We start from the raw sequence: 12,766 nt of genomic DNA on the forward strand, positions 1-12,766 counted from the left end.
ACACCGATGACGACAAGGAACCCTGCCGGTCTGGCGACGAGGCTCCCCGCTGTCGTGCCTTACCTGTCCTACGTGCCCATCGTGCCTGCCGATGCGCCGTACCGCCACGCCAGCGGCCTGTGGCGTGACGGTACGGCGACCCCTTCTGCGGCTCCCGGTGCGCCTGTTCCCCCGTGGCACGGGGGATCGGTGCGCGGTGAAAGTGTCCCTTCGTGTGATTTCCCCCTCGGTCCACACCGTGAAACTGCCGGTTGCGGGATGCTGGCGATAACGTTCGTTCACTTCCCCGGGCGGTCTGGCACGGGGTGTCCGTGCCGTTGAGGATGGACGTAGTCGCTTCATGGAGGCAGTGATGGGTGTGGCAGCCGGTCCGATCCGCGTGGTGGTGGCCAAGCCGGGGCTCGACGGCCACGATCGCGGGGCCAAGGTGATCGCGCGGGCGCTGCGTGACGCCGGTATGGAGGTCATCTACACCGGGCTCCACCAGACGCCCGAGCAGATCGTCGGCACGGCGATCCAGGAGGACGCCGACGCGATCGGTCTGTCCATCCTGTCCGGGGCCCACAACACGCTCTTCGCCGCGGTGATCGAGCTGCTGAAGGAGCGGGACGCGGCGGACATCCTGGTGTTCGGCGGGGGCATCATCCCGGAGGCGGACATCGCGCCGTTGAAGGAGAAGGGGGTCGCGGAGATCTTCACGCCGGGGGCGACCACCGCTTCGATCGTCGACTGGGTCCGGGCGAACGTGCGGCAGCCTGCCGGCGCGTAAGTCTTTCTGCGGGGGGTTGTGCGGGTGGGTCGGTGTGCCGGTCCCTGGGGGCGCTGCCCCCAGACCCCCGATCGGCCCTGAACGGGCCTCGTCCTCAATCGCCGGACGGGCTGGGTTTGCGGGCCGGCGTTCCTGAGGCGCCGGAGGACGGGCTGGATATGCGAGTCGGCGTTCCCGAGGCGCCGGACGACAGGCTGGACATCCGTGCCGGCGTTCCTGAAGCGCCGGAGGACGGGCTGGATTTGCGGGTCGGCGTTCCTGAGGTGCCGTAGGACGGGCCGGATATGCGGGCCGGCATTCCTGAGGTGCCGGAGGGGTTGGATGGTGTGGGTCGGCGGTTCTGAGGTGGCGGGCGGGCTCTGGATGGTCTGGGCCGGGGGTCTCGGGTGCTGTTTCTAGGGATTTAGTTCGGCTGCCATCACCGCTCGCAGGCGCAGTGTTCTTCCCAGTCGTTGGAATGCCTCCGCCCAGTAGCCGCCGGCGCCCGGGGAGGCGTCCTCCGGTTCGTCCGGTACGGCCAGGAGGGCGTCCAGGCGGGTCGCCTCCTCGGGGTCGAGGCAGCGTTCGGCCAGGCCCATGACGCCGCTGAAGCTCCAGGGGTAACTGCCCGCGTCTCGTGCGATGTTGAGCGCGTCCACGACGGAACGGCCGAGCGGTGTGGCCCACGGCACGGGGCACACGCCGAGCAGTTGGAACGCCTCCGAGAGGCCGTGGGCGGCGATGAAACCGGCGACCCACTCGGCCCGTTCGGCCACCGGAAGCGTGCCCAGCAGCTTGGCCCGTTCGGCGAGGGAGACCGCTCCCGGCCCGCCCGCGCCGGGCGCCGACGGCAGGCCGAGCAGCGCCCGCGACCAGTCGGCGTCGCGCTGCCGGACGGCGGCCCGGCACCACGCCGCGTGCAGTTCGCCCAGCCAGTCGTCGGCCACCGGCAACGCCACGATCTGCTCCGGCGTACGCCCGCCCAGGCGCGCCGGCCAGGTGGCGAGCGGGGCCGCCTCCACGAGTTGGCCGAACCACCAGGACCGCTCGCCCCGGCCGGGCGGCGCCTTCGCCGACACACCGTCGCGCTCCATGGCCGCGTCGCACTCGTGCGGGGCCTCCACGAGCAGCGTCGGGGTGTCCAGGGTGTGGTCGACGGCCACGCACGCCCCGGCCCGGACCGCCATCCGCGCGGCGAGCGCCGAACCCGGCAGCGCCGAGAGCAGCTCCGCGGCGGTGGCCCGCACATTGCGGCTCCGGTCGGTCAGGGCCTGCTCCAGGAACGGCTCGTCCCGTGGGCCGAGGCCGGTGCGCAGCGAGTCGAGGAACATCAGCCGGTCCTCGGCACGCTCGGTCGACCAGGACGCGGCCAGCAGTTCGCGGGCGGCGTCGGGGTCGCGGAAGCGGATCGACGCCAGGAGGGCCACCCGCTCGGCGAAGAGACCCTCCTGCCAGAGGGCTTCGGTGCGTTCGGTCTCGGCGGGGCCCGGCAGCGAGGTGCCGCCGCCCGGCGTCGCGCGCAGTGCGAACCGCCAGTCGGGGTTCAGCCGGGCCAGCCACAGGGCGCGCGGCCCGGCGAACTCCAGCGCCGCCGGGCGCAGGTCCGTACGCCCGCGCGCCGCGTCGAGCAGCGCGGGCAGGGACTCGGCGGGCGCGGCGAACCCCCGGGCGTTCACCGCCGTCAGCCACTGGGGCAGCAGCTCCATGAGATCCGGTGCGGTGCCTCTGCGGCCACCGGTGCCGGTGCCGGGGCGGTCGGCCAGCAGGAAGGCGAGCCGGCGGGCCGCCGCGACGGGCAGTGCCGGACGGGGATCCTCGGCGGCCGGCGCGGGCCGGGCGGCAGCCCGCCCCGGGCGCAGGCCGGCCCGCCGGCGTACGGTCTCCGCGGCCGCCATGTCGAGGAGCGCGGCCGGCGCGGTCCGGCCGGGGGACGCGCCCGGCGGCGTACGGCGGTCCGTGCCGAGCAGGGCGGCGGTGACCAGGTCCTCCCAGGAGGTAGGTGGGGGGAGGGGCGGGGTGGCGTTCACGAGGCTCCCTTCTGCTGCCGTCGGTGTGTCGGGTGTCGCGCCTGGTGCGCGTGGTGCGGTTGTCGTCGTTGATGCCGGGCGTCCGTTCAGCACAGGCGTACCGCCTCTCCCGGGCCCGTCGGCCAGGCCGTCAGCGGGGTGAAGCCACGATGGCCGCACTCGCCGAAGACCTTGACGGGGCCGCCGCCCGAGAGGGCGACCAGGCGCCACAGGCCGGGGCGCGAGACCGCCGCAGGGGTGAGCGGCAGCGCCGTGTCGCCTTCGGTGTCCGCCAGTTGCCAGGAGTCGCCGACCGGCGTCGGTATGACGTGGTCCAGCGTCACCGGGACGGAGTCCTGCCAGGGGTCGTGGCGCAGGGTCTCGCCGTAGCGGGCGGTCGCCTCGGTCGTCGTCATGCCCGGGGGGCGGGTCCCGGTGAGGACGGGCGGGGCGAACTGCTCGCCCAGGGAGACGCGTTGGCGGCCGGCGCCCGGGTGTGCCGACAGTTCGGCGTCCAGGGCGAGGCCGACGGGCAGCGTGAGCTCCGGCGCGCGGCCCGCGGCGCCGTAGGAGAGGAGGAGCGCCGTGCGGTCCGACGCGGTGCCGTACAGCCAGATGCGGCGGGTCGTCAGTTTCGGGTCCGGCGTGTCGTACTGGGCGAGCACCAGCCAGTGGTCGCGGACCGGCGGACCCGTCGGGGAGGTCGGCAGACCCGCGCGGGCGCGGACCGTCGCCGCCAGGGCCTCCGGCAGTCGCTCACGGTGCAACCAGCCCTGGTCGAGGAGATGGAGCAGCGCGCACTCCTCCAGCAACCGCACCGGCCAGTCCGGCCCGGACCCCGGGATCGCCCCCAACTCCCGTACGCGAGAGGCCAGTCCGGGCGCCTGCGCGTCGACCATGCGGGCCGCCGTCTCCTCCCAGAGCGCGTACCCCGACTGCTCGGCGGTGGCCAGGCCCGAGCGCAGGAGGTCGGCGAGCCGCTCCTCAAGTTCCGTCGCCCCCGCGGTGATCCGCTCGGCGCGTCGCTCGGACCTGCGGCGCGCCCCCTCCGGGTCGGCGGGGCCGGATCCGGAACCCGTGGGGCCGGCCTCCCGCTTCTCCTGTGTGCGCCTGCGTCCCGCGATCCACTGCTCGGCCCAGTCGGGCGCCCGCCCGGCCGGCGTCACCGCCTCGCCGCCCGACCAGAGCAGCAGCAGCCCGAGCGCGTGCTTGCACGGGAACTTACGGCTCGGACAACTGCACCTGTACGCCGGATCGGTCCCGTCCGCGGTGTCGACGACCGTCCGGTACGGCGTGCCGCCGCTGCCCTCGCACAATCCCCACACCGCCCCCCGCGAACTGCCCGTGCCCGACCACGGATCGGCCGTGCCGAGTTTGCTTCCCGCTTTGCGTGACGTGGAGTCAGGCGCCAGTGCCAGCACCTGGTCCGCCGTCCAGCGCACCCCCTGCTGAGTCATGCCATCGAAGGTAGATCCCCCCACTGACAATCGGCCCGGCGAGCGTCCCGCGACCGTCGCCGGGCCGTCCCCCACGGGTGGCCGGGAGGACGTTTTCGCAGGTCGGATCGCATTGTCAGTGGCGTGGTGCACGGTGGACACCAGATGCCGAACCGGCCGAGCTGGAGGGGGCCTCAGCCATGTCCGTGTCCGTAGATCCCACGACAGATCCGACGTCCGCGCAACCGAGTGGGAACGAGCCGGCGGAAGCATTGCGTCCGCACGCCGAGGACGCCTTCGCCGACGAACTCACCGCGCTGGCCGCGCAGGACGACCGCCCGCGCCCGGCCCGCTGGAACCTGTCGCCGTGGGCCGTTGCCACCTATCTCCTCGGCGGCGTCCTGCCGGACGGCACGGTGATCTCGCCGAAGTACGTGGGGCCGCGCCGCCTCGTCGAGGTCGCCGTGTCCACCCTCGCCACCGACCGCGCCCTGCTGCTGCTCGGCGTCCCGGGCACCGCCAAGACCTGGGTCTCCGAACACCTGGCGGCGGCGGTCAGCGGTGACTCGACGCTGCTGGTGCAGGGCACCGCGGGCACGCCGGAGGAAGCGATCCGCTACGGCTGGAACTACGCGCAGCTGCTCGCGCACGGTCCGAGCCGGGACGCGCTGGTGCCCAGCCCCGTCATGAAGGCCATGGCGGAGGGGGCGACGGTGCGGGTGGAGGAGCTCACCCGGATCCCGGCCGACGTGCAGGACACCCTCATCACCATCCTGTCCGAGAAGACACTGCCGATACCGGAGTTGGGGCAGGAGGTGCAGGCCGTCCGCGGGTTCAGCCTCATCGCCACGGCCAACGACCGCGACCGCGGGGTCAACGAGCTGTCCAGCGCCCTGCGCCGCCGTTTCAACACGGTGGTGCTGCCATTGCCCGAGAGCGTCGAGGCCGAGGTGGACATCGTCGCCCGGCGCGTCGACCAGATCGGCCGCTCCCTCGACCTGCCGGCCGCTCCCGACGGTATCGACGAGATCCGCCGGGTGGTGACGGTCTTCCGCGAACTGCGCGCGGGCGTCACCTCCGACGGGCGTACGAAGGTGAAGTCGCCGAGCGGCACGCTGTCCACCGCCGAGGCCATCTCCGTCGTCACCGGCGGCCTCGCGCTGGCCGCGCACTTCGGCGACGGCGTGCTGCGGGCGGGGGACGTGGCCGCGGGTGTCCTGGGCGCCGTCGTCCGTGATCCGGCCGCCGACCGGGTCGTCTGGCAGGAGTACCTGGAGGCGGTCGTCCGGGAACGCGCCGGATGGACGGACTTCTACCGGGCCTGCCGGGAGGTGAGCGCGTGAACGGGAGCGGCGCAAACAACGGGAACGAGGAGATTCGGGCGTGGGCCCGCGAAGCGTGGAGGGTGGCCGTGGACGAGGACACGAGGTGGCCCCGCAGGTGCGAGGGCAGGGGATGACGGGGGTCGCGGAGGGCGGCGGCCAGGGCCCGGAGGGGGGCCGGCCGCTGCTGCTCGGGGTGCGCCACCACGGGCCGGGGTCGGCGCGGGCGGTACGGGCGGCGCTCGACGCCGCCCGGCCCCGGACCGTACTGGTCGAGGGGCCGCCCGAGGCCGACGTGCTGATCCCGCTCGCCGCCGACGAGGACATGCGGCCGCCGGTCGCGCTCCTCGCCCACGCCGTGGACGAACCCGGCCGTTCGGCCTTCTGGCCGATGGCCGGGTTCTCCCCGGAATGGGTCGCCCTGCGCTGGGCCCTGGAGCACGGCGTCCCCGCCCGCTTCATCGATCTCCCGGCCTCCCACACGCTGGCCTGGGAGGCCGCGGAGGCCTGGGACAAGGAGGGCCACCAGGAGGCACCGGAGAAGAGGCCGCGACCCGAGCGACACAAGGAGGACGAGGACGCGAACGGCAACCGGGGCGGGGACGGGGGCGCGAGCGGGGACGACGACCGGGGCGGGGGAGTGAGCGGGGACGACGCGCCCCGTGTCTGGGAGGGGGTGCGGGGGGATCCGCTGGGGCGGCTCGCCGCGGTCGCGGGGTACGACGATCCCGAGCGGTGGTGGGAGGACGTCGTCGAGCACCGGTCGACGGGGTCGAAGGATCCGTTCGCGCCGTTCGCCGCGATCGAGGAGGCCATGGGGGCGCTGAGGGAGGCGTGCGCAACCGAAGCAGGGGAGCGCGGCGACGGCCGTGATCTCGTGCGGGAGGCCTACATGCGCATCCAGGTGCGGGCGGCACAGCGGGAGTTCGGGGCGGACGGGGTCGCCGTGGTGTGCGGGGCGTGGCATGTGCCCGCACTGCGCCGGAAGGTCGCCGTCGCCGCCGACCGGGCGCTGCTCAAGGGACTGCCCAAGGTCAGGACCGATCTGACCTGGGTGCCGTGGACCCACCGCAGACTGGCCCGGGCCGGGGGGTACGGGGCGGGTATCGACTCGCCGGGCTGGTACGCGCATTTGTTCGATGCGCCGGACCGGCCGGTCGAGCGCTGGCTGACGAAGGTGGCGGTCCTGCTGCGTGCGGAGGACCGGATGGTGTCCTCGGCGCACGTCATCGAGGCGGTCCGGCTGGCCGAGACGCTCGCCGCGCTGCGCGGCCGGCCGCTGCCCGGTCTGAGCGAGACGTCCGACGCCGTGCGCGCGGTGCTGTGCGAGGGCTCCGACGTTCCGTTGGCGCTGGTGCGCGACCGGCTGGTGGTCGGGGACGTCCTGGGTGAGGTGCCGACGGGGGCGCCCGCCGTGCCGTTGCAGCGTGACCTCGACCGGCTGCAGCGTCGGCTGCGGCTCAAACCGGAGGCGGCCGCACGCGAGTTGGCGCTCGATCTGCGCAAGGGCAACGACGCCGAGCGCAGCCGGCTCCTGCACCGGCTGCGGCTGCTGCGTATCGAGTGGGGCGATCCGGCCGCCTCGCCCGGCAGCACGGGAACCTACCGGGAGGCATGGCGGTTGCGGTGGGAGCCGGAGCTGTCGGTGCGGACCGCCGAGGCCGGGGTGTGGGGGACGACCGTGCTCGCCGCGGCCACCGCCAAGGCGGAAGCGGACGCCGTCGCGGCGCGGGGCCTCTCCGAGGTGACCGGGCTCGCCGAGCGCTGCCTCCTGGCCGGGTTGCCGGACGCGCTTCCGACGGTGATGCGCGTCCTCGCCGACCGGGCGGCACTCGACACGGACGTCGGCCATCTCGCCCAGGCCCTGCCCGCGCTGGTGCGCTCGCTCCGCTACGGCGATGTACGCGGCACCGACACCCGAGCGCTGGCGGAGGTGGCCGCCGGACTCGCCGAACGGGTCTTCGTCGGCCTCCCCCAGGCCTGCACCTCGCTGGACGCCGACGCGGCGGACGAGATGCGCCGCCATGTGGACGCGGTGCACGGAGCGGTGGGGCTGCTGGAAGAGAAGGCGACACCCCCGGGACGGGCCGACGCACAGGCCTGCACGCCGACTGGCACACCGGCCTGCACACCGGCCGGGGGAGCGGGGGATCGCTCCGGGGCTTTGGAGGCGGACGGGGCCGGGGGGCGGCCGAATGCCTCCGTCGCGGGCGACCGGGGCCTCGACGGTGGACGTCGCCCGGCTCGCGGCGGTGTGCCCGGGGCTGTGGAGGCGGACGGGGGCGAGGCGCGGCCGGGTGCCTCCAAGGAGGAACGCCTGGATCTCGGCGGTGAGTTCCGCGCGGCTCGCGGCGGTCTGCGGGAGCGTTGGCGGGGGGTGCTGCGGGTGCTCTCCGGGCGGGACACCGTGCCCGGGGTGATCCGGGGGCGGGCCGTGCGGCTGCTTCTGGACGAGGGGGAGTTGGACCAGGACGAGGCCGCACGGCTCATGGGGCTCGCCCTGTCACCGGGGACACCACCGGCGGACGCGGCCGCCTGGATCGAGGGCTTCGTCGGAGGCGGCTCCGGGAGCGGACTGCTCCTCGTCCACGACGAACGGCTGCTCGGGCTGGTCGACGGATGGCTCACGGCGGTGGCGGCGGACGCGTTCACGGACGTACTGCCGTTGCTGAGGCGCACGTTCTCGGCTTACGAACCGGGGGTGCGCAGAACGCTCGGCGAGCTGGTCCGGCGCGGCCCGGGGCAGCGGGACAGCGGACCGGGCAGGGGCTCCGGGACACCGGCCGGGTTCGCGGCCGGGCTCGACGAGGGACGCGCGGACGCCGTCCTGCCGGTGGTGCGGCTGCTGCTGGGGCTGGAACCCTGGCCGGGACCTGGGCCGGGACCTTTGCCGGCACCGGCCCAGGTACCCGATTCCGGCCCGGCCGACGACGACGAGCTTGCGGAGGTGGGCACATGACGACGACCGACGCGGCGACGACCGAGGCCGCACAGGAGCGGCTGCGGCGCTGGCGGCTGGTGCTCGGGGGCGACGCCGCCGACGGCACCGGCCACGGGCTCTCCGGGCGGGACGCCGAGATGGACGGGGCGCTCACCGCGCTCTACGGAAAGGAGAGCGGGGCGCGGTCCGGGCGGGACCGCACGGCGGGGCTCGGGGCCTCGGCACCGTCGGTGGCCCGCTGGCTCGGGGACATCCGCACGTACTTCCCCTCCTCCGTCGTACAGGTCATGCAGCGCGACGCCATCGACCGGCTGGGGCTGTCCGCGCTGCTGCTGGAACCGGAGATGCTGGAGGCGGTGGAGGCCGACGTGCACCTCGTGGGCACGCTGCTCTCGCTGAACAAGGCGATGCCGGAGACGACGAAGGAGACGGCGCGGGCCGTGGTCCGCAAGGTCGTCGAGGACCTGGAGAAGCGGCTCGCCACCCGCACCCGGGCCGCGCTCACCGGCGCCCTCGACCGCGGCACCCGCGTGCAGCGTCCGCGCCATCACGACATCGACTGGAACCGCACGATCGCCGTCAACCTCAAGCACTACCTGCCCGAGTACGGCACGGTCGTGCCGGAGCGGCTCGTCGGGTACGGGCGGGCGTCGCGGTCCGTGAAGAAGGAGGTGATCCTCTGCATCGACCAGTCGGGTTCGATGGCGTCGTCGGTCGTGTACGCGTCGGTCTTCGGGGCGGTACTGGCGTTGATGCGGTCGATCAGCACCCGGCTCGTCGTCTTCGACACCGCGGTCGCCGATCTCACCGACCTCCTCGACGACCCGGTGGACGTCCTGTTCGGCACCCGGCTCGGCGGCGGAACGGACATCAACCGGGCGCTCGCGTACTGCCAGACGCAGATCACCCGGCCGGCCGAGACGGTGGTGGTGCTCATCAGCGACCTGTACGAGGGCGGCATACGGGACGAGATGCTCAAGCGGGTCGCGGCGATGAAGGCGTCCGGCGTGCAGTTCGTCGCGCTGCTCGCGCTGTCGGACGAAGGGACGCCCGCCTACGACCGGGAGCACGCTGCGGCCCTCGCGGCGCTGGGCGCACCGGCGTTCGCCTGCACGCCCGATCTGTTCCCGGACGTCATGGCGGCGGCGATCGAGAAGCGCCCGCTGCCCGTGCCGGACACCGCCTGACGCGACGCGGGACGCACATGCAAGGATCGGGGCCACGTAGTCGCCGCACGGGAGGAACCTCCCCCCTTGACCTGGCTCACCGCCCTGCCTGGTGCCGCTCTGCGGATCCTGCGCGTCCTGCGCGGCGCGGCCGGGCGGCGCGTGGTGCAACTGGCTCTCCTGGTGGGCGGGTTGTTCGCGCTCGGGTTTCTCTGCGGGGAACAGGCACACGCGGCGGAGGCCGCGTCCGCACCGGCTGTTTCCGTAACTGCCGTGTCTACGCCTGCTGTTTCCGTACGGGCTGATTCCGTGGCTGCCGTGTCCGCGCCTGCTGTCTCCGAACTGGCCGTTTCCGCAACGGCCGTGTCCGCAACGGCCGTGTCCACACCGGCTCTGTCGGCTCCGGTCCTGCCGTCGGCGGTGTCCGCGACGGTCGGGGTGACCGACCCGGTCGAGGAAACCGACCCGGTCGAAAGTGTGCGTTCGGTTCCGGCGGTCGGCGAAGTCGTGGTGGCGGCCGCGGGTGAGCAGCGTGAACGGCTCTCGGCGCAGGCGTCGCCGCCGCGCGCCGCGTCGCCGCCGAGGCTGCCGATCGCGCCGGCCCTTCCCGAGCTTCCCCCTGACGTCTCCGGCCTGACCGACCTCACGAGGCTTCCGGGCTCCCCGGCCCTCCCCGATCTGTCGGCCCTGCCCGCGCTGCCCGCCCTCTCCGACTTTTCGGCACTTCCCGTGCTCCCCGATCTCGCCGATTACCCCGGTCTCCCCGGTCTTCCGGTCCTGCCGGTTCTTCCGTCGGTTCCGGTGTGGACGCTTCCGGTGCCGGCCGGGGAGGTGCCCGCGCAGGGTTCCGGGGCGGCCTCGTCGCCCGACGGGAACGGGCCCGGGCCGGGGCTCGGGCCCGGCGACCGGAAGGCCGCCGGCGCGGTGCCGGTGACCGCGACCGGGTCGGCGGCGGACGCGGCGGCCGATGCGGAGACGGCGTCGTACGGCCCGGTGAGCACCGGAGTCGGCGGTTCGGTCGACGCCGGTCACCGCGGCGCGTCCGCCCGCACCGGTCACGCTCCCGTTCACACTCCTGCCCACGCTCCCGGGCCGGTGCGCCGCGGGCCCGCCGGTGACCGTGACGGCGTGCTGGCCGGCGGGGCGTCGGTGCTCGACGGCAGTGCCTCACGGCACGGCGACACCCATGCCGTCACAACGCGTCACCGGATCCCGCTGCGACTGCCGCCCGGCAGTGCCGCGCGCTCCGAGGCGGCCGGCATCCGGGACACGCACCGGAACATCCCGGTCTTCCCCGGCTAGGGACAAGCCACCCCTCCTTCCCCGAACATCGAGGGACCCCCGAGGTCCATGAGGTCCCTGCGGTCCCCGAGGGCGCTGAGGCCCTTGAGGCCCCCGAGGCCCATGGGGACCTCGAGATCCATGAGGTCCCTGAGGCTCCTGAGGCCACCGGGTCTTCCGGTGTTCGGGGCTTTGCGCAGATCGCGCGAACCACGTTCTACGGCAGCGCGTCACGCGTCTGACCGGTTGACTCCGTGGGGCGGCAGGCCCCCGGACGGCCGAAAGCCACCGGTTCGTCCGACCGAAACCTCACGGAAAGGGTCGAGTGTTCCTCATTGGGGTGAGGATCGACCGACCTGAGCCCCTAAGGGGCTGTTCAGGGGGCCTCACCGGGTCAACCCCAACCCGGTGAGGCCCTTCCCGTCTCCGCCGGATCTCCTCACACCCGGCACCGGGTGCCAGTGATCCCGGCATCATGTGACAGGTATCACCGCTCAGGTGTGACCCTCGATTTAGGGGCCTCCTGCAAGCAGCGATAACCTGCGAGACGGACATGCCGCGCGCTCGGACACCGTGTGCGCCTCCCTTGTGACTGACAGACGGCGGACGTCACGTTGCCCTCGCGGCACGCCCACGCAGACAACGAACCGCGAGATCACTGATAGGGACGGAAGCGCGTGGACCTGTTCGAGTACCAGGCGAGGGACCTCTTCGCCAAGCACGATGTACCGGTGCTGGCCGGTGAAGTCATCGACACGCCTGAGGCGGCCCGCGCAGCCACCGAGCGTCTCGGTGGCAAGTCCGTCGTCAAGGCCCAGGTGAAGGTCGGCGGGCGTGGCAAGGCCGGCGGCGTGAAGCTCGCCGCCACCCCCGACGAGGCCGTCGCCCGTGCGACGGACATCCTCGGCATGGACATCAAGGGCCACACGGTCCACAAGGTGATGATCGCCGAGACGGCCCCGGAGATCCTGGAGGAGTACTACGTCTCCTTCCTCCTCGACCGTGCCAACCGCACCTTCCTCTCCATCGCGTCCGTCGAGGGCGGCATGGAGATCGAGGAGGTGGCGGAGACCCGCCCCGAGGCCGTCGCCAAGACGCCGATCGACGCCAACGAGGGTGTGACCCCCGAGAAGGCCCGTGAGATCGTCGAGGCCGCGAACTTCCCGGCCGAGGTCGCCGACAAGGTGGCCAACGTCCTCGTGACGCTGTGGAAGACCTTCATCGAGGAGGACGCCCTCCTCGTCGAGGTCAACCCGCTGGCGAAGGTCGCCTCCGGCGACGTCATCGCCCTCGACGGCAAGGTCTCGCTGGACGAGAACGCCGAGTTCCGTCAGCCGGGACACGAGGAGTTCGTCGACCACGCGTCGGCCAACCCGCTCGAGGCCGCCGCCAAGGCGAAGAACCTCAACTACGTCAAGCTCGACGGCGAGGTCGGCATCATCGGCAACGGCGCGGGTCTCGTCATGAGCACCCTGGACGTCGTCGCGTACGCCGGTGAGGCGCACGGTGGGGTCAAGCCCGCCAACTTCCTCGACATCGGTGGTGGCGCCTCCGCCGCCGTCATGGCGAACGGCCTGGAGATCATCCTCGGCGACCCGGACGTCAAGTCCGTCTTCGTCAACGTCTTCGGTGGCATCACCGCCTGTGACGAGGTCGCCAACGGCATCGTCCAGGCGCTTCAGCTGCTCGCGGACAAGGGTGAGGAAGTCACCAAGCCGCTGGTCGTGCGTCTCGACGGCAACAACGCCGAGCTGGGTCGCAAGATCCTCTCCGACGCCAACCACCCGCTGGTCCAGCGCGTGGACACCATGGACGGCGCGGCCGACAAGGCCGCCGAGCTCGCGGCTGCGAAGTAAGGGAAGAGGG

Annotated in this window: 8 protein-coding genes; 6 read left to right on the forward strand and 2 right to left on the reverse strand. The window is 73.2% G+C overall.

The genetic code is table 11. The annotated features are described in order from the left end of the window. Positions 1–352: 352 nt before the first annotated feature. Positions 353–769, forward strand: a complete 417-nt coding sequence (locus ASD48_RS19855; RefSeq protein ID WP_020132112.1) for a cobalamin B12-binding domain-containing protein — start codon at positions 353–355, stop codon at positions 767–769. 395 nt (positions 770–1,164) lie between these two features. Here the strand turns inward: ASD48_RS19855 and ASD48_RS19860 are convergent, their stop codons facing one another. Both ASD48_RS19860 and ASD48_RS19865 read right to left on the reverse strand, forming a co-directional pair. Further along, a complete protein-coding gene (locus ASD48_RS19860) occupies positions 1,165–2,775 on the reverse strand; it encodes a DUF5691 domain-containing protein (RefSeq protein WP_057602943.1) in 1,611 nt (536 codons plus the stop codon). 86 nt (positions 2,776–2,861) lie between these two features. After that, complete coding sequence (locus ASD48_RS19865; RefSeq protein WP_057602944.1) at positions 2,862–4,211, reverse strand: SWIM zinc finger family protein; 1,350 nt, start codon at positions 4,209–4,211, stop codon at positions 2,862–2,864. 179 nt (positions 4,212–4,390) lie between these two features. Here ASD48_RS19865 and ASD48_RS19870 point away from each other — a divergent pair, with 179 nt between their 5' ends. From ASD48_RS19870 to sucC, 5 genes are all read left to right on the forward strand, one after another. Continuing rightward, a complete protein-coding gene (locus ASD48_RS19870) occupies positions 4,391–5,533 on the forward strand; it encodes an AAA family ATPase (RefSeq protein WP_079073862.1) in 1,143 nt (380 codons plus the stop codon). 112 nt (positions 5,534–5,645) lie between these two features. Next, positions 5,646–8,471, forward strand: a complete 2,826-nt coding sequence (locus tag ASD48_RS19875) for a DUF5682 family protein (RefSeq protein ID WP_057602946.1) — start codon at positions 5,646–5,648, stop codon at positions 8,469–8,471. Then, complete coding sequence (locus ASD48_RS19880) at positions 8,468–9,640, forward strand: VWA domain-containing protein (RefSeq protein WP_057602947.1); 1,173 nt, start codon at positions 8,468–8,470, stop codon at positions 9,638–9,640. Before ASD48_RS19875 ends, ASD48_RS19880 begins: the two co-directional genes overlap by 4 nt. A gap of 297 nt (positions 9,641–9,937) precedes the next feature. Beyond that, positions 9,938–10,921 (forward strand): hypothetical protein, encoded by a 984-nt coding sequence (locus tag ASD48_RS19885; protein WP_199875875.1) that lies wholly within the window; start codon positions 9,938–9,940, stop codon positions 10,919–10,921. Positions 10,922–11,577: 656 nt separating this feature from the next. After that, a complete protein-coding gene (gene sucC, locus ASD48_RS19890) occupies positions 11,578–12,756 on the forward strand; it encodes an ADP-forming succinate--CoA ligase subunit beta (RefSeq protein ID WP_057602949.1) in 1,179 nt (392 codons plus the stop codon). The last annotated feature ends 10 nt before the right edge of the window (positions 12,757–12,766 follow it).

It is taken from the genome of Streptomyces sp. Root1310 (assembly GCF_001426425.1).
Taxonomy (GTDB): Bacteria; Actinomycetota; Actinomycetes; order Streptomycetales; family Streptomycetaceae; genus Streptomyces.